Below are 23,210 nucleotides of genomic sequence, written 5' to 3'. Positions count from 1 at the left end.
CTAGACTCCTTCTGTCGTGATGCCGCCAAGAACGATGGCGAGATACTGGCGGCCGACCTGCTCGGCCGTGAGCGGTCCGCCTGGCTGATACCAGCGGACCGAGACCCAGGTGGTGTCGCGGATGAAGCGGTAGACGAGGTCGACGTCGAGGTCGGGCCGGAAACAGCCCTGCGCGACACCCTGCTTCAGGATGTCCACCCACATGCTGCGCTGTTCGCGGTTGCGCTCGTCGACGAAGTCGAACTGCGGCAGCGACGACAGGCGCTTGGCCTCATCCTGGTAGATGACGACCTGGGCGTGGCGGTGCTCGATCGCCTCGAACGAGGTCATGAAGAGCCCCGTGACACGCGCCAGCGGGTCGGGCTCAGTCTCGACGATCTGCTGGTAGCGCGCGAACAGCCAATCGAGGAAGTCCCGCAGGACCTCCTCGACCATCTGCTCCTTGGACTTGAAGTGGTGATAGAGACTGCCGGAGAGGATTCCCGCCGAGTCTGCGATGTCGCGCACGGTGGTGGCGCGCAAACCGCGCTCGGCGAACATCGTCGCGGCGAGGTCTAGCAACTCGTCACGGCGGCTGAGCGGCGCCTTCTCCACTCACCCAGAGTATCAACCAAGCGCTTGCTCGGCTAGCTCGGCTCGCTACGCCACCGGAACCGCTGGCGTTCGGGCCCGGTTCCGGTGATGAACCCCGACGGCGATGAGTCCGCCCACAGCGCACAGCTGGAGTCCGATGAGATACCAGGCCGGTGACAGCAGGCTTCCGCTGGAGGAGATCAGTGCCGTGACGATATACGGGGCGAAGCCACCGAAGGCGGCATTGGCGACGGCGTAGACGATCGACAGGTACGAGGCCCGCACATTGTCGGGTATCAGTTCGGACAGCATCGCGGTGGTGGGACCCGCGGTGAGGCCGAGGAAGATCGCGAAGAGCACGACCGCGACACCAATCCGGATCGCTCCGCCTTGAATCAGCAGGTAGTACCCCGGAACTGCGACCACGGCCAATCCGACCGCGCCGACAGTCATGACCTTCCACCGGGCGATGCGATCGGCAAGCCAGCCGCCGAGAACGATGAATCCCGCATAGGCGGTCAAACCGACGAGCGATGCCGTCAGCCCTTCCGACAACGGCCGGTGCAGGACGCCGCCGAAGAATGCGGGCAGGAACTGCAGGGTGGCATAGCCGCCCGCGGTCCACGACACTATGGCTGCCGTACCGGCCAGAATCATTCGCCAATGACCCCGGAACACGTCTCGCACGGGATGTTCGGACACCCTGCCCTCGTCCTGCATCTGGGCGAACGCGGGCGTCTCATCGATGTGGCGCCGGATGTACCAACCGATGACACCAAGGGGAAGCGCGAGCAGGAACGGGATGCGCCACCCCGTCGAGTGAAGGAACTCCTCGGACATGATCGACGTCAGGGCGGTGCCCAACCCCGCGGAAACCGCTAATGCGGCCACGATGCTGGCGGGCTGAACCGATCCGAAAAGACCCCGCTTGTCCGGTGTCGAGTGCTCGAAGAGCAACGACGCCGCGCCGCCGAACTCGCCACCGGCGGAAAAGCCCTGTACCAGCCGCAACACGATGAGTGCCAGTGGCGCGAGGACACCGACGGCGTCATACGACGGCAGCAGTCCGATCAGCGTGGTCGCGCCTGCCATGGTCAAGATGACGACCGACAGCACCCATCGCCGGCCCCTGCGATCACCGAGGTTGCCGAACACCAGGGCGCCGATTGGGCGCAGCACGAATGCCGCGCCGAATACCGCCAAGGTGGCCAACAATCCGTTCAAGCCATTGGATTTGGGAAAGAACACCTCGGCGAGAACGGGCGCGAAGTAGCCGTAGATCGCGAAGTCGTACCACTCGACGAAGTTGCCGGCGGCCGCTGCGGCGATGATCCTGGGTTTTCCGGCTGGCCGCGGGGTGGTTTCTGCGGTGTTCACAGGCCTCCTTATGGAAGTGGCGACGATAGGCGGTGCGGGCTGCGACGGTCACGCGGGCACCTCAGCCACGTTGGTAATACGATTTACCAGACACTACGATATGACTCGGATCACTGTCAACGACCCGATGAAATTCAGGCCTCCGGCGCCCCCGATCGTGGCCATCGTTCTGCGCCTTGGGAATTCACGCCACGTGTGCCGCGCACAACCCGCCACCGACGTCCGGACGCGACGCGAGTCGTCAGGTTCGGGCGGGAAGCCGCGGGCCGCCCACCGTAAGGTAAAGCTGGCCGGACCAGGGTTGGATCGATCGGGAGGCAACGCGTGGCGACACCTTCAAGAGGGTCGACGGCTACCGCGGCCGACGTGGCACGGCTGGCCGGTGTGTCGCCCGGTGTGGTGTCCCGACTACTCAATGGCGACGAGACGCTGCGGGCCCGCGAGGAGACCAAACAGCGAGTCCGCCAGGCCGCCGCTGAACTCGACTACACGCCCAACTTCGCCGCCCGAGCACTGCGAAAGGCCAAGGTCGGGGTGATCGGCCTGGCGGTCCACGACGCCAGCAATCCGATCTACAGCCAGATCATCGCGGGGGCACAGGCCGAGGCGACCCGCGCCGGTTATGCCCTCATGCTGGCCGACGTCGATGCACTCGCCACCGATCGCAGCCTGTTCCAGCGTGTCGTGGCCAGCGGGGCGATCGACGGTCTCCTGCTCCAACGCGCAGGCACCGCATCCGACGCCCCAGTGGCGAAGATCGCCGCCGAACGGGTGCCGACTGTGCTGCTCAACGATCGCTCCCGCGGCACCATCGGCAGCGTGGCGGTTGATGACTACGGCGCTGCCCGGCTCGCCGTCTCCCATCTCATAGAACTCGGCCACCGCGACATCGGCCTGTTGCACGTCGACGGGCCGGCGAACCGCACCAGCCCACGGCGCAAAGGCTGGGCAGATTCGCTTGCGGCAGCCGGACTTCCCGCACCTGACACGCGTGTCGTCGCCGGTGGCCACACGCCCGAGGCGGGGTACCGCGGAATGAGCACGCTGCTCGCGCCACCCCACCGGCCCACCGCGGTGTTCATCGCGAACTCGTTCTCGGCGGTTGGCGCCCTGGCTGCGGCGAACGACGCCGGGGTCGACGTTCCGAGCGATCTGTCGGTCATCGGATTGCACGACATGGCCCTGGCCGAGTTCCTTCGACCCACATTGACGGTGGTCCGCCTCCCCCTGTTCGAACTCGGCGTGCGCGCTGTCACTTTGATGCTCGAGCAACTGGACGATGGGCCAGCGCGCCACGAGCGCATTGCCGATCCGGCGCCCGCCCTGGTGGTACGCGCCTCCACCGCCCCACCCCGACCCGGCCGCTAACTGGGTTCACCGCACCCGTCTTGACAAATCCTTCCCCGGTGGTAAATCGTATTACCAACAGAGGAGGTTGTGCTGTGCAGGAGCCCCGCCGGCCCGGTGCCGGAGGCCGACCGCTTCGCGGAATCACTTGGGATCATCCCCGCGGAGTCGCCGCACTTTCCGCGTGCGCAGCGCAGTTCCGTCGCGAGACAGGCATCGCGGTGGAGTGGACATCCCGGCCGCTCAAGGCATTTGAAGAGGTTCCCATCGTCGACCTCGCCGGCGACTACGACCTGGTGGCGCTCGACCATCCCTTCATCGGTGACGCCGTGGCCGGCGGCGCGTTGGCCGCACTCGATGACTTCTGGTCACCCGACGACATCGCGGATCGTGTGACCGATTCGGCAGGGCCCAGTCACGCCAGCTATCAGTGGGACGGGCGACTGTGGGGCGGTGCGGTCGATGCGGCCTGCATGGTCAGCGCGCATCAGCAGGATCGCGTCGAAATCGCCGAGGTGCCGACACACTGGGACGCGGTGAAACAGTTCGCACACCACCACGGCCGCGAAAAGGTACTAATCGCTGCGAATCCCACGCATCTGTGGGGCACCTTGCTATCCCTGTGCGAAGCCGTCGCCGACGCCGATTCCACCCACCACCGGAGTCGTCGCGCGGACGGCCGTCCAGATTGGTTCGGCGATTCCGGGATCGACACCGGCGTGCTGACCGCGGCGCTCGGACACACCGCGGCGGTGCTGCGACACTGCGCACCGGAATCACTGCGCTGCGATCCGATCACCGTGCTCGAGCGACTGGCCGATCCCACCGACATCGCCGTCTACAGCCCGTTGGTGTTCGGATACATCACCTACTCGCAGCCCACGGACCGCGGAGAGGTCGTCGCGTTCACCGACGCCCCGACCCTCGGCGGCATCAACGCATCTGTCGGAACCCTGACGGGGGGAGTTGGGCTGTCGGTATCGGCTGAATCGGAATTCGGGTCCGAGGCAGCTGAATTCGTTCGCTATGCAACGTCCGGTCCGATTCAGCAGGGTCTGTACAGCGCATCAGGCGGTCAGGCCGGCCGCCGTTCGGTGTGGACCGACACCCGTATCAACGAGCAGGTCAGCGATTTCTACCGCGGGACATTGGCCACGATGGACCGGGCCTTTCTGCGGCCGCGGCTCCGGGGATACCCGGCCTACCAGCACGCAGCATCGCATGCTGTGCACGCATCGATCACTGCTGGCACCCCCGCCGGTGACGTGGTGACCGTCATCAACCGACTGTGGCGCGAGCATGTTCGCAGCTGAGGGTCCCGCCACGGTGGCTGAGCAGTTCGCCGCCGTCGAAGGGCTGCACGGCAATCGCCGCGCACTGCGCTGCGCAAGCGGATCCAGCGACGCGCTGACGTTCAATGATGTCGCCGAACTCGCCGGGACAGCCACCACCGTGTTCGCCGACCACGGCGCCGTCCCCGGCGATCGGGTCATGGTGGTGCTGTCCAACAGCATGATCCTGCGAATCCTGGAACGTGCAGTTCTCGGATCCGGTTTGGTCCGTGTCGCCCTGTCACCGCGGTTGCATCCACGCGAGATCGCGGCCATCGCGATCGACTGTGAGGCCACCATAGTCTGCTGCACAGCCGAGGCGCATGACGCCATTCGTGCCGCGCTCGACGAGTTGCAATGGTCTGCGGCGCTTTTCGTATGCGATGACGAGCCAGGCCCCGGCGTACTGTCGCCCGCGTCGCTGAGGGGTCAGCCGTCAGCCTCGAAGATCTCCTGGCCCGCCCCGGAGCCCGATGCCATCGCGATGTTGATGTACAGCTCGGGGACCACCGGAAGGCCCAAGGCCGCCGTCGTCACGCACCGCACCTGGGTGGCGCAGACGAATCGCGCGCTTGATCAGCTGCCGTCGTTGAGTCCTGATGATGTGGTGCTGGCGGTTGCCCCGATGACGCATTTCGGCGGTTCCATCGGACTTGACAGCGCGGTGTGCGGTGCGGCAACGGTGACCATGTCGAAGTTCGACCCCCATGCGGTGCTCAACGCGATCGACTCATTCGGGGTCACCGTGTTACCGCTGGCCCCCGTCATGCTCGAACGCATCACCCGAGCCGCGGTGGAATCCCACTGGGTACCGGCCGGACTTCGAGCGATACCCTATGGGGGCTCACCGATCTCGATTGACGCGCTGAGGTTGGCACACAACACTTTTCCCGGCACGCTGGTCCAGTTCTACGGTCTGGCCGAGGCACTCGCTCCCCTGACCGTCCTGACACCAGAGGATCACTCGACCACGGATCCCGACAGGTTGAGCTCTGCCGGACGCGTCTGCCGGGGTGTTGAACTCCGCGTAGTCGACGGAGAGGTCATCGTTCGGGCAGACACCGTGATGCCCGAATACTGGAACCGGGCCGGTCTGACCGCAGAAGTGCTGTCTGACGGCTGGTTTCGCACCGGTGATCTGGCCCGAGTCGACCGCGATGGATACGTTCACCTGCTCGGCCGCAGCACCGACGTGATCGTCAGCGGCGGCTTCAATGTCCATCCCGCCGAGGTCGAGTGCGTGCTCACCGCGCTCGACGACGTACGCGAGGCAGCAGTCCTCGGACTGCCCCACCCGGTGTGGGGAGAAGGCGTCACCGCTGCCGTGGTGCTCGAGCCGGCGTCACGTGGACTCGACCCGCAATCGCTGTCAGACCGTATCGCCGCGGCGTGCGCCCGGCGCATCGCCGGCTACAAGAAGCCGGTAACCGTGCACGTTGTCGACGAACTCCCACGCAATCCCGCCGGCAAGCTCGACCGCACCGCGCTGCGGAATCGACTGTCTCAAACAGAGAAGGACTGAGCCATGCAAGCACTCGACTCCATCCGCATCCTTGACTTCACTCAGATGATGCTGGGCCCGTTCGCCACCCAGCTGCTCGCTGACCTCGGCGCCGACGTCATCAAGGTGGAGAGGCCCGACGGTGAATGGGAACGCGACCTGGCGATGATGGGCGGTTACGTCTCCGGGCAGTCGGCCGCCTTCCTTGCGATGAATCGCAACAAGCGCTCGATCGCGCTCGATCTCAAACAGCCAAGCACCCGCGCGGCACTTCTCGAACTGGCGGCCACCTGCGATGTGGTCGTCGAGAACTTCCGACCGGGTGTGATGGACCGGCTCGGACTGGGCTACAACGACTTCAAGGCCGTCAGGGCCGACATCATCTACTGCTCGGGATCAGGCTGGGGCCAGGACACCGCATTCGCCAAGGAGGGCAGGCCCGGCCAGGATCTGCTCATTCAGGCTATGTCCGGGCTTGCCGCGTCCACCGGCCGGCGCAGCGATCCCCCCACGCCTGCCGGCACGGCGATCGTCGATCACGCCACCGCGCTGACGCTGGCCAACGGGATCCTGGCTGCGCTCATCGCCAGGAACACCCACGGGGTGGGCCAGCGGGTGGAGGTGGACCTGTACTCGGTCGCCATCGCCATGCAGTGCCAGGAGATCTCGGCGCAGGTCAACCAGAACAGCGAGTACCAGCGATCCGAATCCGGGATCGGACAGTCGTGGCTGTCCGCCCCGTTCGGGGTGTACGAGACCAGCGACGGCTGGATGGCCATCGCGATGGCGCCGCTCGAGGACATCGCCGCCGCACTCGAACGACCCGAACTGGCCGGGTTCGACGCCTGGACCGAACGTGATATCGCCAAGCAGAGTATCGAGCGGACGATCCGGACGAACACCACTCGACATTGGCTCGACATCCTTGTCCCCGAGGGTATCTGGGCCGCCGCAGTGCGCACCACCAAGGAAGCCGTCGATGAGCTTCGCGATATCGACTCCGACCTACTCGTCACCGTGGACGGCCCAGCGGGCACTCCGATCGAGCTTGTCGGGTGCCCTATCAAACTCAGTGCAACCCCGTGGCAGCAGCGCCTGTCCCCGCCGCGGGTGGGTGAACACACCGCGGAGCTTCTCGGAAGGGGAAAGGCATGACCTCGAACACCATTGAGTACCCCCACCCCAACCTGGCAGTTGAAGACCACAGTGTCGATGACGGCGCTGCCATCCGTGTCCTGCGTATCGACCGGGTGGAGAAACTGGGCGCTCTCTCGAGTGACCTGGTGGTCGCGCTCGGCGCGCAGATCGCCCGGATCAGAAGCAGCCGCGCCATCCGAGCGGTGATTCTGACCGGCACCGGCCGTGGGTTCATCGCAGGCGCCGATGTCGGCGAGTACTTTCAGGCCTCCGTCGAGGAGTTCAGCGAGTATCAGCTCACATCCCGCCGCGTGTTCGAGTCGTTTGAGGCGCTACCGCAGCCCACCGTCGCCGCAGTCAACGGCTACGCGTTCGGCGGCGGTTTCGAGCTGGCCCTGTGCTGCGACTTCATCATCGCGTCCGAGCACGCGCGCTTCGCACTGCCCGAAGTCAAACTCGGCTTGATACCCGGGGGCGGTGGGACGCAGCGCCTTGCGCAAAGCGCAGGTGTCCGATTCACCAAAGAGATCGTGATGACGGGCCGGACCATCAGACCGGATGAGGCGCTGCGCCGCGATCTCCTGATCGAGGTCACTGATGCCGAGCAATTGATGCCCCGCGCAATCTATTTCGCAACCACTCTGGCGACCAGTGCCCCACGTGCGGTCCGGGAGGCAAAGCGGGTGATCGATGACGGAATCGTCAGTGATCGCCGTGCCGCATTGACCGCCGAGCAGAGCGCGCTCGGTCGCCTGTTCGACAGCGCCGACGGCCGCGAGGGTATCGACGCCTTCGTCCACAAGCGACACGCACGCTTCACCGGCGCCTGACATTCCGCCCCCAATACGAACGGAACCTCACATCATGAGCCAGTTCGCCGATCGACTGCTTGCAGTCCTTCGGGCTCCCACTGCGGAGTCATTTCCCGCTCTTGCCGCCATTCTCGTCGACGAGGGATTCCGCCGTATCGAAGTCACCCTGTCCACGGCAGGCGGGATCGACGCCATTCGCAGCATCCGGGAATCGGCGCCCGACGACGTCGTCGTCGGCGCCGGGTCGGTCACCACCGTGGCCCAGGTGCACGAGGCATCAAGCGCCGGAGCGTCATTCGTCGTCTCGCCGCACACCGACCAGGCTGTCGTACGCGCGGCGACTGCTCTTGGCCTCGAGGTCTACCCAGGCGCTTTCACACCCACCGAGGTGTGCGCCGCCTGGGCGGCCGGTGTGACGGCGGTGAAACTGTTCCCGGCCGGCCGGCTCGGCATCGGCTATCTCCGCGACATCAGGGCGCCCCTGCCAGACATTCCTCTCATCCCGACAGGCGGCATCGGACTCGAGGACATCGGCGACTGGCTCGATGCCGGCGCCAGGGCGGTCGGCCTCGGGTCGGTATTGCAGGGGGACTATCACCGAACCGGAGACGACGCCGGCCTGCGTGCCCGCGCCGCACTCGCCGTGCGAAATGCAAGCCGATGACGCAACGCATTCCGTCTCTCGTCACCGTCGGCGAGACAATGGGTCTGCTCGCCTCCCCCTCCCCCGGCCCCCTGCGACACCAAAGCCATCTGGCCCTGTCCATCGGCGGTGCCGAGTCGAACGTGGCGATCGGGGTTGCTCGCCTGGGGATACGCTCGACCTGGATATCGAGGCTGGGCGCAGACGCCGTCGGCGAACTCATCGAGCGCGAACTGTCAGCTGAGCACGTTCGTGTCGTCGCGTGCCGAGAGCCGAGCCGACCCACCGGCCTGATGATCAAGAACCGGCATTCGATCACGCACACCGAAGTGCTCTACTACCGCTCGACAAGCGCAGCGGCCGCGCTCACGCCAGCTGATATTGATGAGAGCGCGCTCGACGGCGCCACATATGTCCACCTCTCCGGGATCACACCGGCGCTGAGCGAGAGTTGCCGCGCCACGGTCGAGCACGTCCTCGCGCTTGCCCACGCTCGCGACATCTCCATATCGTTCGACGTCAATTACCGCAGCGCACTGTGGGATCGGCAGACCGCAGCCGAGGTCCTCACACCGATGCTGGGCCAGGCCGATATCGTCTTCGCCGGCCTCGACGAGGCCCACATGTTCACCGGCACCCGGGATCTACGCGCAACGTGCGAGGCAATGACGTCGCTCGCCCGCGGCTACGCGGTGGTCAAGCTGGGCGAGGCGGGGGCGGCAGCATCGGTCGGCGGTGAGTTCCACCGCCAAGACCCGCACCAGGTCACCTCAGTCGACACCGTCGGCGCCGGAGACGCTTTCGTCGCCGGATATCTCGCGCACACCATGACCGGTCATACCGTCCCGGAGAGCTTGGCGGCAGCAGCGGTGTGCGGAGCCCTCGCCTGTACTGTGCCCGGCGACTGGCAGGGCGCTCCGACAACCGCCGATCTCGTGCGCGCCTTGTCGCCGGCCGCTGACCCGGTCCGCCGGTGAGACGCTTCGTGAATGGACCGGCTCGAACTACTCGACGTACTGCGGGCAGGTGGCGGTCGCCGGGTCAGCACCACTGGCGCGCCACCGCGACAGGTTGAACTCGTACCACGCGTCCGGTGCGTCAGCGCGATAGTCCGCGCACTGCGGCGTCGGTTCGGGCAGCCGGGCCAACGCGGGCTCGGCATCCGATGACAGCGACAGCAGGTACGAGGCGTCCAGCTGCCCCGTCTGCTCATAGCGGTCGATGTTGCGCTCGGCGATCAGCCGCTCCGGGTTGATCGCCGCCAGGCCGAGCAGCGCAACGGCACCGGACACCAGGACCGCGCGCGGCAGCCAGCGCGCCGTCATACCGACGCCTGCCAGTGCAATCAGCACGAACACCGCGCCGAGCCACAACTCGATGGTGATGACCACGAGCCGCTGCACGCTGAAGCCGTAGGCCTCCTGATAGAGCCACATCCGGTGGATCGCCGAGATCACCACGACCACCGAGGTGGCGCACGTCGTTCCCACCAGCACCCGCAGCGCCCGCCGATCCGCGGCGGTGACGCGAGCGGCGACCCGGATGACGACGCTGATCACCAGCAGCGTCAACGCCGATACCCAGAGCAGCTGCCAGAACCCCTGCCGCGCGTACTCGGCGTACGTCAGTCCCTCGGTTTCGAGGACGTGGCGGTGGCCTCCGAAGAGGACCGTCGCCTGTACGGCGACAAACGCCACGAACAACGCGTCGAGCACACCCAGCGGCACCGCCCACTCCCACCTCGGCACGGACCGCATCGGCGCGGGCGCCACGGCGTCCAGCCGCGGTGCGAAGCGCATCACATAGCCACCACCGAGCACGAGGGCCGCCGCGAGTGCGAACACCAGAACGCGGCCGACGAGGCCGTCGAGGTCCAGCGCGGGAACCACGTTGTCGACAAAGTGCGCGAACGCCGGGTCCGCGGCGGTGAGTAGACCACCGAACACCAGCACCAGCGTCACCGTGATCGCGATGACGGCCCCGAAGCGGGCCAGCTTCATACCGCCCACCGCGTGCGGCACCAACGCGGGTGCGGCACGCCGAACCCAGCCGGTCAACCGCGCGGGAAGCAGCAGCGGCACGAACGGCGCCATGAACACCGATGTCCAGGTGCGACCTCCGACCAGCGTGCACCAACCGACGAGCCACGCCGCCATGATGCAGAGCACGCCGAGCCACTCCGCGGCGAGCAGCGCCGGAACCGAGAGCAGCGCCAACGTCAGTCCCATTCCCAGCCACTCACCGCGGGTGGGTCGACGCTCACCGGTGCCGTAGACCACAGCGAAGACCATCAGGCCGGCGACGAGGTATCCGATGCTCAGCACCGTCGGCCGCCACACCGCGGTGCCGAGTACACCGACCACGAGGGCGGACACGACGACCCGCCGAGGCGCTTGTGCCAGAGAATCGAGTGGCCACACGCGGTGCGGCCAGACGGTCCAGCCCGGCTCGCCATAGCCGGGGCGGGTCGGGCCAAGCACTGGTGGCGGCATGTGCGCGCCAGGAACCGTCACGGTCATGTGAACTCCTCCGCCGTCTGGGGGATGGTGACCGCTATGCGGCAGCCTGTACTGGTGTCCATGACTTCGACTGCGCCACCGTGCAGTTCGGCCGCCCACCGAGCGATCGCCAACCCGAGGCCTGTGCCTCCCGCCGACGTCGCACCACGGGTGAAGCGCTGGAACAACCGTTCGCGCTCGACAGCCGGTATGCCCGGGCCCTCGTCGCACACCTCCAGGCGCAGTCCCGTGAGGGTGGCGGCACTCGCGTCGACCGACACGCGGCCCCCGGCTGGACTGTGCCGAATCGCGTTGTCTACCAGGTTGACGACGACCTGCCGAAGCCGCGCCGGGTCCGCGACGGCGATCAGGGTCGGCGGCGACACCCGTACGACTATCTCGACATCGGGTGTCGACACGGCGACGTGCGCGATCGCCTCGCCGAGAAAGTCGCTGACTCGGAATGGGCCTTGCTGCAGCGGGATCGCACCGCCTTCGAGCCGCGAGAGGTCAAGCAGGTTGGTCACCAGCTCGCCGAGTCGCTCGGTCTGCGACAACGCCAACCGCATGGTTTTGGCATCCGGTTTGTCGACGCCGTCGACGACGTTCTCCAGCAGCGCGTGCAGCGCCGCGATGGGGGTCCGGAGTTCGTGGGAGACATTGGCGATGAGCCCGCGCCGGTACTCGTCCGCGGCACCGAGATCGGCCGCCATCTGGTTGTAGGCCGCAGCCAGCTGTCCCACCTCGTCCCTGGACGTGGCGCGCACACGCACGCTGTAGTCACCCCGCGCCATGGCACGGGCTGCCGCGGTCATCTGACGCAGCGGGGAGGTCATCCCGTGCGCGAGAAACTGAGTGAAGACGAGCGAGACGACCAGCGCGGCGAGCAGCGTGTATCGGAGCTGCCACCCCGCGCCGATCTGGAACGTGAGCGCGATCAGGGTGATGGCGCTGACAACCAGCAGACCCATCTTGACCTTGAACGAGGCGAACGGGTCCAACGGGCGCGGCAGCCGGTCCCACACGGCGGCCAGCCGGCTCATCGTGGCGGCTCCAGCGCGTAGCCGACGCCGTGCACCGTACGGATGAGTTCCGCTCCGAGCTTGCGCCGCAATGCCTTCACGTGGCTGTCCACCGTGCGGGTCTCCACCCCCGAGGCCCAGCCCCAGACGTGCTCCAGGAGCGTCTCACGGGGCACCGCGGCCCTCGGCCTCCCTGCGAGGAAGGCCAGCACGTCGAATTCCAGCTTGGTGAGGTGGATTTCCTCATCGGCCCGGTGAACACGACGCGCCTGCACGTCGATTCGGTACTCACCGACCGAGACCGGTGATGTCTCGCTCGTCCGATCCGCGCGACGCAGCAACACACGAACGCGCGCGACGAGTTCGCGCATGCTGAAGGGTTTGGTCAGGTAGTCGTCGGCCCCTATGCCCAGGCCCACCAGCATGTCCGTCTCGTCGCTGCGGGCCGTGAGCATCAGTACCGGCGTCGGGCGCACGGCGTGGATTCGTCGGCATACCTCCAACCCATCGAAACCGGGCAGCATGACGTCGAGCACCACCAGATCGGGATCGGTCGCCGCGGCCTTCGCTACCGCCGACGGTCCGTCGACGGCGGTATCCACCAGGAATTCCTCGGCACGAAGGCGAGCGGCCACCGCGGCCAGGATGGTCGGCTCGTCGTCGACCACCAGGATTCGCTTCACACTTCAGACTGTAAGTGCCTGGTGTGGTGCTTCCGGGGTGCAGTTGTGAAGATACGGTGGAGAAAGGCCTGCGTCAGCCGAGGTCGGCGATCTTGGAGTCCTTTTTGTCCTCGGGCGTGCAGAGCTTGGCGAAGGCGGATCGCTGCGACACGATGTCACCCGTCGACGAGTTCTTGCCGTCGCGCTCCTTCAGGTACCTGGCCACGGTCGCGTCCTGATCCTCGGTGCGCATGGCCAGGAAGTCCGCGCATGTTGTGCGGCCGCCCGAGTTGCTGGCGCCCGAGCATCCGGTCAGTACCGCCACCACGGCCAGGGCCAACGCCAGTCGCTTCACGTCGCCCAGCGTACGGGGCTCACGCGCGCTGACTGGATACCGATATGACCTCTCCGGTCAGGTAACTGGAGTAGTCACTGGCCAAAAACGCGATAGTGGTCGCGATCTCCCATGGTTCGGCGGCCCTGCCGAACGCCTCGTCCGAGGCCAGTTGGTCGAGAAGTTCGGACGAACTGGTCTTCTCGAGGAACTTGTGCCGTGCGATGCTCGGCGACACCGCGTTGATGCGGACGCCGTACTCGACGGCTTCGATTGCGCTGCAGCGAGTCAGCGCCATCACACCGGCCTTGGCCGCCGCGTAGTGCGACTGCGAGTGCTGTGCGCGCCAACCCAGCACACTGGCGTTGTTGACGATGACACCGCCGTGCTCGACGCCGCGGAAGTAGCGCAGCGTCGCGCGGGTGGCCCGCATGACCGAGGTGAGCGTGACATTGAGGACGCGGTCCCACTCGTCGTCGGTCATATCGATGACGGGCGTCTGCCCGCCCAGACCGGCGTTGTTGACCAGCACGTCGAGGCGACCCATCTTCTCCACCGCGGTGGTGATCAGGGCGTCGACGGCCTCGGTCGACGTCACGTCACACACCACGGCATCGACGCGGCCCAGCCCCAGACCCGCCAGCTCGTCGCGCGTCTCACCGAGGCGGCGTTCGTGGAAATCGGACACCACGACATCGGCGCCCTCCAGCAGCGCCCGCCGTGCGGTCGTCGAACCGATGCCGGTTCCCGCGGCTGCCGTCACCAGCACGACCTTGCCCTTGAGCAATCCGTGGCCGTCGATCTCCTTGGGGGCAACCGCCAGACTCATTAGCCCTTAACCTCTCGTGGCAGGCCGAGCACGCGCTCGGCGATGATGTTTCGCTGAATCTCGTTCGAACCGCCGTAGATCGTGTCCGAGCGGGAGAAGAGGTAGAGCCGCTGCCACTCGTCGAACTCGGCGCCGATGAGCGCCAGGCCCGCCATCCCCTGAACGTCCATCGCGATCTCCCCGAGATCGCGATGCCAGTTGGCCCACAGCAGTTTCGACACATTGTCTTGACCCGGTTGCTCCACATCCATCGTGGCCAGCGCATACGACCGCATGGTCTGCAGCCCCGCCCACGACCGGGTCAGTCGCTCCCGGATCAGCGGATCGTCGATGGCGCCGGTCTGCTTGGCCAGCTCTACCAGGCCGGAGTGCTCACGTGCGTAACGGATCTGCTGGCCGAGCGTGGAGACTCCGCGCTCGAAGGTCAGGGTGCCCATGGCGACCCGCCAACCGTCGCCCGGCTCCCCCACCACGAGAGCTGCGTCGGTGCGGGCGTCGTCGAAGAAGACCTCGTTGAACTCCGAGTCTCCGGTCAGCTGGACGATCGGGCGGATCTCCACTCCCGGCTGATCCAGCGGCACCAGTAGATACGACAGTCCGGCGTGGCGCTTGGAGCCCTTCTCGGTACGGGCGATGACGAAGCACCACTGCGCCCAGTGCGCGAGTGACGTCCACACCTTCTGCCCGTTGATCACCCAGGCATCGCCGTCGAGTTCGGCCGACGTCGAGACGTTGGCGAGGTCACTGCCCGCACCCGGCTCGGAGTAGCCCTGCGACCACAGCTCGGTGACGTCGAGGATCTTGGGCAGGAAGCGCTTCTGCTGTTCGGGTGTGCCGTAGGCGATCAGCGTCGGACCCAGGAGTTCCTCACCGAAGTGATTGACCTTGTCCGGCGCGTCGGCCTTGGCGTACTCCTCGTAGAACGCAACGCGGTGCGCCACCGACAGCCCACGACCGCCATGTTCCACCGGCCAGCCCAGACACGTCAGCCCCGCCTTCGCGAGATGCTGGTTCCAGGCGCGCCGTTCCTCGAACGCCTCGTGCTCACGTCCGGGCCCACCGAGACCCTTGAGTGCCGCGTACTCACCGACCAGGTTGTCGGCGAGCCATTGCCGGACCTCGGTCCGGAACTCCTCGACTTCCAACATTCTTGTAGGCTAACCTACCAAGCACTTGCTTTGTTAGAGGAGCATCAATGACGACGCCCGGCGGGCAGGAGCGCAGTGACTTGGAGTCCTCGCAGCCCAGGACCATCCCCGCAACCCTGCACCGGATAGCCGGCGAGTTTCCCGACCGCGCCGCCGTCGTCACCGACGACCGCGTGCTCACCTACGCCGACCTGAAGGACGAGGTCAGGCAGGCCGCGGCGGCGATGATCGCCCTCGGAGTGGGCCCTGGAGACTGCGTGGCCATCTGGTCACCCAACTCCTGGCACTGGGTCGTCGCCAGCCTCGCCACGACCTACGCAGGCGGGGTCGTCGTACCGCTGAACACCCGCTACACCGCCAGCGAGGCCAACGACATCCTGGCCCGCACCAAGGCGCCACTGCTGATCGGCATGGGCGAGTTCCTCGGCGCCGACAGAGTTGGCGAACTCGACCTCGGCGCCCTGCCCGACCTGCGCCACGTTGTGCGGGTGCCCGTGCAGGACGGCGACGCCGACTCGGCGGCGTCGTGGGATGCGTTCATCGCGCGCGGCACCGACGTCGCCGCGGCAGATGCCCGCGCGGCGGCCGTGCGACCCGACGACGTGTCCGACATCCTGTTCACCTCGGGCACCACGGGCCGCAGCAAGGGTGTGCTGTGCGCGCACCGGCAGTCGCTTGACGCGCCGGCGGCGTGGGCCGACTGCGCCGAACTCACCAGCGACGACCGCTACCTGTGCATCAACCCGTTCTTCCACAACTTCGGCTACAAGGCCGGCATCCTGACATGCCTGCAGAGGGGTGCGACGCTCATCCCGCAGTTGACGTTCGACCCCGAGCGGGCGATGCGCGCGGTGCAGGAGCACCGCATCACAGTGCTGCCAGGTCCCCCAACGATCTACCAGACGCTGCTCGACCATCCCAAGCGCGCCGAGTACGACCTGACATCACTGCGATTCGCCGTGACCGGGGCGGCCACCATTCCGGTGATCCTCATTGAACGGATGCAGTCCGAGCTCGACATCGACATCGTGCTGACCGCGTACGGGCTCACCGAGGCAAGCGGTTTCGGCACCATGTGCCGATCCGACGATGACGCCGTCACGGTCGCCACCACCAGCGGACGCCCCATCGCCGGCTTCGAACTCCGGATCGACGCGGCGCCGACAGGCGGCGACGAACCAGTATCCGGCGAGGTACTGCTGCGGGGTCCCAACGTCATGCTCGGCTACCTCGACGACCCCGAGGCCACCGCGGCAGCCATCGACGCCGACGGCTGGCTGCACACCGGGGATATCGGAAACCTCGACGAGGCGGGCAATCTGCGGATCACCGACCGCCTCAAGGACATGTACATCAGCGGCGGCTTCAACGTGTACCCGGCGGAGGTCGAGCAGGTACTCGCCCGCATCGACGGAGTCGCCGAGGCCGCCGTGATCGGCGTGCCCGACGAGCGCATGGGCGAGGTCGGCAAGGCGTTCGTCGTGGTGAAGCCGGGCGCCGAACTCGACGAACAGAGTGTGATCGCCAGCGCCCGCGAGCATCTGGCCAATTTCAAGACGCCGCGCGCTGTCGCGTTCGTGGACGCGCTTCCGCGCAACGCCGGCGGCAAGGTCGTCAAACCCCAACTGCGAGAGATGATTTGATGGACTTACAGTTCGACGAGGCGACCGAGGAGTTCCGGGCTGAGGTCCGCGACTTCCTCGCCGCCAACACCGCGCACTTCCCGACCAAGTCCTACGACATCGCCGAGGGCTTCGAGCAGCACCGGCACTGGGACAAGGTGCTGTTCGACGCGGGCCTGTCGGTCATCGCGTGGCCCGAGAAGTACGGCGGTCGCGACGCGACGCTGTTGCAGTGGGTGGTCTACGAGGAGGAGTACTTCCGCGCGGGCGCACCCGGCCGGGCCAGCGCTAACGGCACCTCGATGCTGGCGCCGACCCTGTTCGCACACGGAACACCCGAGCAACTGGACCGAATCCTGCCCAAGATGGCCAGCGGTGAGGAGATCTGGGCGCAGGCGTGGTCGGAGCCCGAGGCGGGCAGCGACCTGGCATCGCTGCGGTCCACCGCCACCAGAACCGACGGCGGCTGGAAGCTCAACGGTCAAAAGATCTGGAGTTCGCGGGCCCCCTTCGGCGACAGGGCGTTCGGCTTGTTCCGCTCGGACCCCGAGGCCCAGCGGCACAAGGGGTTGACCTACTTCATGTTCGACCTGAAGGCCGACGGCGTCACCGTGCGGCCCATCGCGCAACTCGGTGGTGACACCGGATTCGGCGAGGTCTTCCTCGACGACGTCTTCGTCCCCGACGAGGACGTCATCGGCGGCGTCAACGACGGCTGGCGCGCGGCCATGAGCACCTCGAGCAATGAGCGCGGCATGTCGCTGCGCAGCCCAGCTCGATTCCTCGCACCGGCCGAGCGACTCGTCGACCTCTGGAAGTCCGACCGCAATCCGGCATACGCCGAGCGCGTCGCCGACGCCTGGATCAAGGCACAGGCGTACCGGCTGCACACGTTCGGCACGGTGACGCGCCTGGTCGGTGGCGGCGAACTCGGCGTCGAGTCGTCGGTCACCAAGGTGTTCTGGTCCGACCTGGACGTCGCGCTGCACCAGACCGCACTGGACCTGCGGGGTCCCGACGCCGAGCTGGCAGATAACTGGACCGAGGGCCTGCTGTTCGCATTGGGCGGCCCGATTTACGCGGGCACCAACGAGATTCAGCGCAACATCATCGCCGAGCGGCTGCTGGGTCTGCCTCGCGAGAGCAAGGGGCAGTAACAGTGAACTTCGAGATCGACGAACAGCAGCGCGATTTCGCCGCGAGCATCGACGCGGCTCTCGGCGCGGCCGATGTGCCCGCCGCGGTGCGGGCATGGTCGGCGGGTGACGCAGACCCCGGCCGCAAGGTGTGGGCGACGCTGGCAGACCTGGGCGTGACGGCACTGGCCGTGCCTGAGCGCTTCGACGGTATCGGCGCGCATCCGGTGGACCTCGTGGTCGCCGCCGAACGCCTTGGCTACTGGGGTGTTCCCGGCCCGGTGTCCGAGTCCATCGCCGTCGCGCCGGTGCTCCTCGCCGACGACGAGCGTGCCGAAGGTCTGGCCTCGGGTGCGCTGATCGCCACGGTCGCGATGGCCCCGCACACCCCGCGCGCCGTCGACGCGGACAAGGCAGGCCTGCTCCTGGTCGCCGACGACAGCGGCGTCCGCGACGGGATCGCAGGGCAGGCCCACGAGTCCGTCGACCCCGCCCGCACCCTGTTCGATGTGTCAGCGAGCGGCGAGGCTCAGCAGGCCGACACCGCCCGCGCCTTCGAGTTCGGTGCCCTCATCACGGCCGCCCAGCTGGTCGGGGCGGGCCAGGCGATGCTGGACGCATCGGTGGCGTACGCCAAACAGCGCAGCCAATTCGGCAGGCTGATCGGGTCATACCAGGCGATCAAACACAAGCTGGCCGACGTGCACATCGCCGTCGAGCTGGCCCGTCCCCTGGTGTACGGCGCCGCACTGTCGCTGGCCGACTCCTCACCCGACACCGAGCGTGACGTCAGCGCGGCGAAGGCCGCCGCGTCGGATGCCGCTCTGCTGTCAGCACGCTCATCGCTGCAGACACACGGCGCCATCGGGTTCACCCAGGAGCACGATCTGTCCCTGCTGCTACTGAAGGTGCAGGCACTGCACTCGGCCTGGGGTGACCCGACGTGGCATCGTCACCGCGTTCTTGAGAGGTTGGCCCGATGAGTGAAGAGCGGGACCTGTTGCGCGACACCGTCACCGCGCTGGTCGACAAGCACGCCTCGCCCGAAGCCGTCCGTACGGCCATGGAGTCGGAGCGCGGCTACGACGAGGGGCTCTGGAAGCTGCTGTGCGAGCAGGTCGGCGCGGCCGCACTTGTGGTGCCCGAGGAGCTGGGCGGTGCTGGCGGCGAACTGGGTGACGCGGCCGTGGTGCTCGAGGAACTCGGCAGGCATCTGGTGCCGACACCGCTGCTGGGCACGACGCTGACCGAACTGGCGCTGCTGGCCGCCGACGAACCCGACACCGACGCGCTGGGCGCGCTGGCGGAGGGTACGTCCATCGGCGCCGTGGTGTTCGATGCCGATTACGTCGTCAACGGCGACATCGCCGATGTGGTGGTCGCGGTTGACGGCGACGCCCTGGTGCGGTGGACGACGTTCACCTCCGAGCCGATCACGACGATGGACCCGACGCGCAGGCTGGCCAAGCTCGCAGCGCAGGAGACCGCACCGTTGGCCGCCAACCCAGCGCTGGCTGACACCGCGGCCATCCTGTTGGCCGCCGAGCAGATCGGTGCGGCGACGCACTGCCTGGACCTGACCGTCGCGTACACCAAGGACCGCGTGCAATTCGGCAGGCCCATCGGCAGTTTCCAGGCGCTCAAGCACCGGATGGCCGATATGTACGTCGAGGTGCAGTCGGCGCGTGCGGTGGTCAACGACGCGATCGCCGATCCGTCGCCAACCTCGGCCGCGCTGGCACGTGTCGCGGCCAGCGAGGCGTTCAGCGCGGTGGCCGCCGAGGCGGTCCAGATGCACGGTGGCATCGCGATCACCTGGGAGCACGACATCCAGCTGTACTTCAAGCGTGCCCACGGCAGCGCGCAGCTTCTCGGACCGCCGCGAGACCATCTGCGCCGGCTCGAGGCCGACCTGTTCTAGCCTGGCTCGAGTGAGCAACCGCGTCGCGTTACGAGCCGGGATCCCGCCGTTCTACGTCATGGACGTGTGGCTGGCCGCCGCAGAACGCCAGCGTTCGCACGGCGACCTGGTGAATCTGTCGGCGGGTCAGCCGAGCGCCAAGGCGCCCAGCCCGATCATCGAGGCGGCCGCGCGGGCCCTCGCCGAGGAGAACCTCGGCTACACCGTCGCCATGGGCATCCCCGAACTGCGCGAGGGGATAGCGGCGTCGTACGACAAGCAGTACGGCGTCGCGGTGGACCCCGACGAGGTCGTCGTCACCACGGGGTCCTCGGGTGGCTTCCTGCTCGCGTTCCTGACCTGTTTCGACGTCGGTGACCGGGTGGCCGTGACCAGCCCCGGCTACCCCTGTTACCGCAACATCCTCTCCGCGCTCGGCTGCGAGGTGGTCGAGGTGCCATGCGGGCCGGACACCCGATTCCAGCCGACGGTCGAGATGCTCGCCGAGATCAGCCCACCCATCAAGGGCGTGGTGATCGCGAGCCCGGCCAACCCCACCGGCACCGTCATCCCGCCCGCCGAGCTGGCTGCGATCGCATCGTGGTGCGAGTCCTCGGGGGTGCAGTTGATCAGCGATGAGATCTACCAGGGTCTGGTGTATCCCGGCGCGCCGCAGACGAGTTGCGCGTGGGAGACATCGCGTGACGCGATCGTCGTGAACAGCTTCTCGAAGTACTTCGCGATGACCGGTTGGCGGCTCGGCTGGCTGCTGGTCCCGCGACCGCTGCTGCGCGCCGTGGACTGCCTGACCGGGAACTTCTCGATCTGCCCGCCGACACTGCCGCAGAAGGCCGCCGTCGCGGCGTTCACGCCTGCGGCGATCGCCGAGGCCGACGCACTCGTCGGTGAGTACGCGGTGAACCGCGAACTGCTGTTGACCGGGCTACCCGATATCGGGTTGGGCCGGCTGGCGCCCGCCGACGGCGCGTTCTATGTGTACGCCGATATCTCCGACTACTCATCAGACTCCCTGGCCTTCTGCGCGAAGCTGTTGGCGGACACCGGTGTTGCGATCGCTCCGGGGATCGACTTCGACACCGTCCACGGGGGCTCCTACGTCCGATTGTCCTTCGCCGGCGCCGCCACTGACATCTCCGAGTCGCTGCGCCGCATGGGCCCCTGGCTGGCAGCTCAGCTCTAACGAGCGCTCCAGCCGCCATCCATCGTGTACGAGGCGCCGGTCACCATGCCGGCACTCGGTGAGGCCAACCAGCCCACCAGCGCCGCGACATCCTCGGGCTCCACGAGTCGCTTGATGGCGCTCTCGGTGAGCAACACCTTGCTGAGCACCTCATCCTCGGTGATGCCGTGGGTGCGGGCCTGGTCGGTGATCTGCTTGGCCACCAAAGGGGTTCGCACGTAGCCCGGGTTCACACAGTTGCTGGTGACGTCGTGGGGTCCACCCTCCAACGCCGTGACCTTGGACAGTCCCTCCAAACCGTGCTTGGCGGTGACGTAGGCGACCTTGAACTCCGATGCCCGCAGACCGTGCACTGAGGACACGTTGACGATCCGGCCGAAGCGCTGTGCGTACATGTGCGGCAGGGCCGCACGAATCAGCAGAAAAGGCGCCTCGACCATCAGCGCGAGCATGGAGCGAAACCGCGCCGGATCGAATGCGGTGATTTCCTCGACCGTCTGCACGCCGGCGTTGTTGACCAGCACGTCCACTGCCAGCTGCAGGTCCTCCAACACCGCGACGTCGAGAAGGTCGACAGCCCAAACGGTTCCGCCTATCTCATCGGCCAGTGTCTTGGCCGCCGCGCCATCGACGTCTGCGACCGTCACCGAAGCGCCCCTGCTGGCCAGTTCGCGGGCACACGCCGCACCGATACCGCTCGCACCTCCGGTGACCAGCGCCGAACGACCTGTCAGATCCGGCATCACACGCCGGCCCGGTTGCGCTCGGAAGCCACCGCCTCCGCGTCGGCGATGTCGAGGGACTCCAGGTCGACACCCTTGGTCTCCCTGGTGAACAGCACCGCGACCAGCGTGATGGCGCAGGCCGCCGCTAGGTATATCGAGATCGGCACCGAGGAGCCGTAGATCTCGAGCAGCTTCACTGCGATGAGCGGCGCCAGCGACCCCGCCACGATCGAGGTGACCTGATATCCGAGGGAGACACCCGAATACCGCATCCGGGTTGGGAACATCTCCGCCATGATCGCCGGCTGCGGCGCATACATGAACGCATGGATGATCAGGCCGAGTGTGATCGCGGTGGTGACGATCACGAAGTCGCCGCTGTTCATCATCGGGAAGGCGAAGAAGCCCCAGGTGCTGCCCAGGATCGCACCCACCAGGTACACCGGGCGCCGTCCCCAACGGTCCGACAGGTACCCGACGACGGGGATAGCGGCGAAGTGCACCGCGTGCGCGACAAGCAGGTACCACAGGATCGAACTGGTGTCCGCACCCACCTGAACCTTCAGATAGGTGATCGAGAACGTGACCACCAGGTAGTACATGATGTTCTCGCCAAACCGCAGACCCATGGCGGTGAAGACACCGCGCGGGTAGCGCTTGAGCACCTCGACGACACTGAACGACGTCGCCTTGATCTTCTCGGCCTCCTGTTGTGCCGCAACGAAGATCGGCGCGTCGGTGACCTTGGTGCGGATGTAGTAGCCGATGAGGACCACCACCGCCGATAGCCAGAACGCCACGCGCCAGCCCCACGACAGGAACGAGGACTCCGACAGCGTTGCGGTGAGCACCAGCAGCACGACCGTCGCGAGCATATTGCCCACGGGCACACCAGCTTGCGGCCAGCTGGCCCAGAAGCCGCGCTGCTTGTTCGGGCTATGCTCGGCCACCAGCAGTATCGCGCCACCCCACTCGCCACCGACCGCGAAGCCCTGGATGAACCGCAGCGCGACGAGCAGCCCCGGCGCCCAGTAGCCGATCTGGCCGAACGTCGGCAGGCATCCCATCAGGAACGTGGCCGCGCCGACCAGAAGCAGAGAGAACTGCAGCAGTTTCTTGCGGCCGAACTTGTCGCCGTAGTGGCCGAACACCACACCGCCGAGCGGGCGCGCGACAAAGCCGACGGCATAGGTCGCGAACGCGAGGAAGATCGCGTTGAGCTCACTGGTGGTCTCCGAGAAGAACACCTTGCTGAACACCAGGGTGGCAGCGGTGCCGTAGAGGAAGAACTCATACCACTCGACGACGGTGCCCGCCATCGACGCGGCGACCACCCGCTTGAGGCCGGTCGGTATCGAGCTGGTCATTGGATGACTCCTCCTGTGATGCGGCACACAATCGCATCTGAGTAT

The 23,210-nt window shown here is 66.9% G+C and carries 22 protein-coding genes; 12 read left to right on the top strand and 10 right to left on the bottom strand.

Annotated features, from left to right (window positions below; translation table 11 throughout):
• Positions 1–594 carry a TetR family transcriptional regulator KstR2 gene (gene kstR2, locus ABIA65_RS06920; protein WP_354523035.1) on the bottom strand — a complete coding sequence of 198 codons (594 nt, stop codon included), beginning with the start codon at positions 592–594 and terminating at the stop codon, positions 1–3.
• A gap of 45 nt (positions 595–639) precedes the next feature.
• The gene (locus ABIA65_RS06915; RefSeq protein ID WP_241402894.1) at positions 640–1,950 is read right to left on the bottom strand and encodes an MFS transporter; all 1,311 of its coding nucleotides are present in this window, start codon (positions 1,948–1,950) and stop codon (positions 640–642) included.
• Between the two features lie 324 nt (positions 1,951–2,274).
• Between ABIA65_RS06915 and ABIA65_RS06910 the strand changes: the two genes are divergently transcribed.
• The 7 genes from ABIA65_RS06910 (at position 2,275) to ABIA65_RS06880 (ending at position 9,698) form a co-directional block, all read left to right on the top strand.
• Positions 2,275–3,318, top strand: a complete 1,044-nt coding sequence (locus tag ABIA65_RS06910) for a LacI family DNA-binding transcriptional regulator (RefSeq protein ID WP_354523034.1) — start codon at positions 2,275–2,277, stop codon at positions 3,316–3,318.
• Positions 3,319–3,392: 74 nt separating this feature from the next.
• Positions 3,393–4,610: a hypothetical protein gene (locus ABIA65_RS06905; RefSeq protein WP_354523033.1), complete on the top strand. Its 1,218-nt coding sequence runs from the start codon at positions 3,393–3,395 to the stop codon at positions 4,608–4,610.
• Complete coding sequence (locus ABIA65_RS06900; RefSeq protein ID WP_354523032.1) at positions 4,597–6,150, top strand: class I adenylate-forming enzyme family protein; 1,554 nt, start codon at positions 4,597–4,599, stop codon at positions 6,148–6,150. Before ABIA65_RS06905 ends, ABIA65_RS06900 begins: the two co-directional genes overlap by 14 nt.
• 3 nt (positions 6,151–6,153) lie before the next feature.
• The gene (locus tag ABIA65_RS06895; RefSeq protein ID WP_354523031.1) at positions 6,154–7,284 is read left to right on the top strand and encodes a CaiB/BaiF CoA transferase family protein; all 1,131 of its coding nucleotides are present in this window, start codon (positions 6,154–6,156) and stop codon (positions 7,282–7,284) included.
• Positions 7,281–8,096: an enoyl-CoA hydratase/isomerase family protein gene (locus ABIA65_RS06890; protein ID WP_354523030.1), complete on the top strand. Its 816-nt coding sequence runs from the start codon at positions 7,281–7,283 to the stop codon at positions 8,094–8,096. Before ABIA65_RS06895 ends, ABIA65_RS06890 begins: the two co-directional genes overlap by 4 nt.
• Before the next feature lie 34 nt (positions 8,097–8,130).
• Complete coding sequence (locus tag ABIA65_RS06885) at positions 8,131–8,742, top strand: bifunctional 4-hydroxy-2-oxoglutarate aldolase/2-dehydro-3-deoxy-phosphogluconate aldolase (RefSeq protein ID WP_354523029.1); 612 nt, start codon at positions 8,131–8,133, stop codon at positions 8,740–8,742.
• Positions 8,739–9,698: a sugar kinase gene (locus ABIA65_RS06880; RefSeq protein WP_354523028.1), complete on the top strand. Its 960-nt coding sequence runs from the start codon at positions 8,739–8,741 to the stop codon at positions 9,696–9,698. Before ABIA65_RS06885 ends, ABIA65_RS06880 begins: the two co-directional genes overlap by 4 nt.
• Positions 9,699–9,725: 27 nt before the next feature.
• Here the strand turns inward: ABIA65_RS06880 and ABIA65_RS06875 are convergent, their stop codons facing one another.
• The 6 genes from ABIA65_RS06875 to ipdE1 all read right to left on the bottom strand — a co-directional run bounded on the left by ABIA65_RS06875 (position 9,726) and on the right by ipdE1 (position 15,214).
• Positions 9,726–11,240, bottom strand: coding sequence for a DUF4153 domain-containing protein (locus ABIA65_RS06875; protein ID WP_354523027.1), 1,515 nt, complete (start codon positions 11,238–11,240; stop codon positions 9,726–9,728).
• Positions 11,237–12,262, bottom strand: coding sequence for a HAMP domain-containing sensor histidine kinase (locus ABIA65_RS06870; protein ID WP_354523026.1), 1,026 nt, complete (start codon positions 12,260–12,262; stop codon positions 11,237–11,239). Before ABIA65_RS06870 ends, ABIA65_RS06875 begins: the two co-directional genes overlap by 4 nt.
• Positions 12,259–12,924, bottom strand: a complete 666-nt coding sequence (locus ABIA65_RS06865; protein WP_241402876.1) for a response regulator transcription factor — start codon at positions 12,922–12,924, stop codon at positions 12,259–12,261. Before ABIA65_RS06865 ends, ABIA65_RS06870 begins: the two co-directional genes overlap by 4 nt.
• A 73-nt stretch (positions 12,925–12,997) precedes the next feature.
• Entirely contained in the window at positions 12,998–13,258 is a 261-nt protein-coding gene (locus ABIA65_RS06860; protein ID WP_354523025.1) for a hypothetical protein, read from the bottom strand.
• Positions 13,259–13,277: 19 nt separating this feature from the next.
• Positions 13,278–14,066 (bottom strand): (5R,7aS)-5-hydroxy-7a-methyl-1-oxo-2,3,5,6,7,7a-hexahydro-1H-indene-carboxyl-CoA reductase, encoded by a 789-nt coding sequence (gene ipdF / locus ABIA65_RS06855; RefSeq protein ID WP_354523024.1) that lies wholly within the window; start codon positions 14,064–14,066, stop codon positions 13,278–13,280.
• Positions 14,066–15,214: an acyl-CoA dehydrogenase IpdE1 gene (gene ipdE1 / locus ABIA65_RS06850; RefSeq protein WP_354523023.1), complete on the bottom strand. Its 1,149-nt coding sequence runs from the start codon at positions 15,212–15,214 to the stop codon at positions 14,066–14,068. Before ipdE1 ends, ipdF begins: the two co-directional genes overlap by 1 nt.
• A gap of 47 nt (positions 15,215–15,261) precedes the next feature.
• Between ipdE1 and fadD3 the strand changes: the two genes are divergently transcribed.
• From fadD3 to ABIA65_RS06825, 5 genes are read left to right on the top strand one after another with little or no spacing between them, the layout of a single operon-like run.
• Complete coding sequence (gene fadD3 / locus ABIA65_RS06845; protein WP_354523022.1) at positions 15,262–16,857, top strand: 3-((3aS,4S,7aS)-7a-methyl-1,5-dioxo-octahydro-1H-inden-4-yl)propanoate--CoA ligase FadD3; 1,596 nt, start codon at positions 15,262–15,264, stop codon at positions 16,855–16,857.
• Positions 16,857–17,993: an acyl-CoA dehydrogenase family protein gene (locus ABIA65_RS06840; RefSeq protein WP_241402871.1), complete on the top strand. Its 1,137-nt coding sequence runs from the start codon at positions 16,857–16,859 to the stop codon at positions 17,991–17,993. Before fadD3 ends, ABIA65_RS06840 begins: the two co-directional genes overlap by 1 nt.
• Positions 17,994–17,995: 2 nt before the next feature.
• A complete protein-coding gene (locus ABIA65_RS06835) occupies positions 17,996–18,955 on the top strand; it encodes an acyl-CoA dehydrogenase family protein (protein WP_241402870.1) in 960 nt (319 codons plus the stop codon).
• Positions 18,952–19,893 carry an acyl-CoA dehydrogenase IpdE2 gene (gene ipdE2, locus ABIA65_RS06830; protein ID WP_354523021.1) on the top strand — a complete coding sequence of 314 codons (942 nt, stop codon included), beginning with the start codon at positions 18,952–18,954 and terminating at the stop codon, positions 19,891–19,893. Before ABIA65_RS06835 ends, ipdE2 begins: the two co-directional genes overlap by 4 nt.
• 10 nt (positions 19,894–19,903) lie before the next feature.
• Complete coding sequence (locus tag ABIA65_RS06825; RefSeq protein WP_354523020.1) at positions 19,904–21,073, top strand: pyridoxal phosphate-dependent aminotransferase; 1,170 nt, start codon at positions 19,904–19,906, stop codon at positions 21,071–21,073.
• Here ABIA65_RS06825 and ABIA65_RS06820 read toward each other — a convergent pair.
• Both ABIA65_RS06820 and ABIA65_RS06815 read right to left on the bottom strand, forming a co-directional pair.
• Entirely contained in the window at positions 21,070–21,816 is a 747-nt protein-coding gene (locus ABIA65_RS06820; protein WP_354523019.1) for a 3-hydroxybutyrate dehydrogenase, read from the bottom strand. The genes ABIA65_RS06825 and ABIA65_RS06820 overlap by 4 nt on opposite strands.
• Positions 21,816–23,165 carry an MFS transporter gene (locus ABIA65_RS06815; RefSeq protein WP_354523018.1) on the bottom strand — a complete coding sequence of 450 codons (1,350 nt, stop codon included), beginning with the start codon at positions 23,163–23,165 and terminating at the stop codon, positions 21,816–21,818. Before ABIA65_RS06815 ends, ABIA65_RS06820 begins: the two co-directional genes overlap by 1 nt.
• Positions 23,166–23,210: the final 45 nt, after the last annotated feature.

This window comes from Mycolicibacterium sp. 624 (genome assembly GCF_040548615.1).
Lineage (GTDB): Bacteria > Actinomycetota > Actinomycetes > Mycobacteriales > Mycobacteriaceae > Mycobacterium.
Note: the sequence above shows the minus strand (reverse complement) of the source record. Positions and strands in the feature narration are given on the sequence as shown.

Excerpts from the sequence above, each read along its gene's own strand:
- ABIA65_RS06900 (WP_354523032.1), top strand. The coding sequence starts at position 4,597 with ATGTTCGCAGCTGAGGGTCCCGCCACGGTGGCTGAGCAGTTCGCCGCC.
- ABIA65_RS06895 (WP_354523031.1), top strand. The coding sequence starts at position 6,154 with ATGCAAGCACTCGACTCCATCCGCATCCTTGACTTCACTCAGATGATG.
- ABIA65_RS06890 (WP_354523030.1), top strand. The coding sequence starts at position 7,281 with ATGACCTCGAACACCATTGAGTACCCCCACCCCAACCTGGCAGTTGAA.
- ABIA65_RS06885 (WP_354523029.1), top strand. The coding sequence starts at position 8,131 with ATGAGCCAGTTCGCCGATCGACTGCTTGCAGTCCTTCGGGCTCCCACT.
- ABIA65_RS06880 (WP_354523028.1), top strand. The coding sequence starts at position 8,739 with ATGACGCAACGCATTCCGTCTCTCGTCACCGTCGGCGAGACAATGGGT.
- ABIA65_RS06875 (WP_354523027.1), bottom strand. The coding sequence starts at position 11,240 with ATGACCGTGACGGTTCCTGGCGCGCACATGCCGCCACCAGTGCTTGGC.
- ABIA65_RS06870 (WP_354523026.1), bottom strand. The coding sequence starts at position 12,262 with ATGAGCCGGCTGGCCGCCGTGTGGGACCGGCTGCCGCGCCCGTTGGAC.
- ipdF (WP_354523024.1), bottom strand. The coding sequence starts at position 14,066 with ATGAGTCTGGCGGTTGCCCCCAAGGAGATCGACGGCCACGGATTGCTC.
- ipdE1 (WP_354523023.1), bottom strand. The coding sequence starts at position 15,214 with ATGTTGGAAGTCGAGGAGTTCCGGACCGAGGTCCGGCAATGGCTCGCC.
- fadD3 (WP_354523022.1), top strand. The coding sequence starts at position 15,262 with ATGACGACGCCCGGCGGGCAGGAGCGCAGTGACTTGGAGTCCTCGCAG.
- ABIA65_RS06840 (WP_241402871.1), top strand. The coding sequence starts at position 16,857 with ATGGACTTACAGTTCGACGAGGCGACCGAGGAGTTCCGGGCTGAGGTC.
- ipdE2 (WP_354523021.1), top strand. The coding sequence starts at position 18,952 with ATGAGTGAAGAGCGGGACCTGTTGCGCGACACCGTCACCGCGCTGGTC.
- ABIA65_RS06820 (WP_354523019.1), bottom strand. The coding sequence starts at position 21,816 with ATGCCGGATCTGACAGGTCGTTCGGCGCTGGTCACCGGAGGTGCGAGC.
- ABIA65_RS06815 (WP_354523018.1), bottom strand. The coding sequence starts at position 23,165 with ATGACCAGCTCGATACCGACCGGCCTCAAGCGGGTGGTCGCCGCGTCG.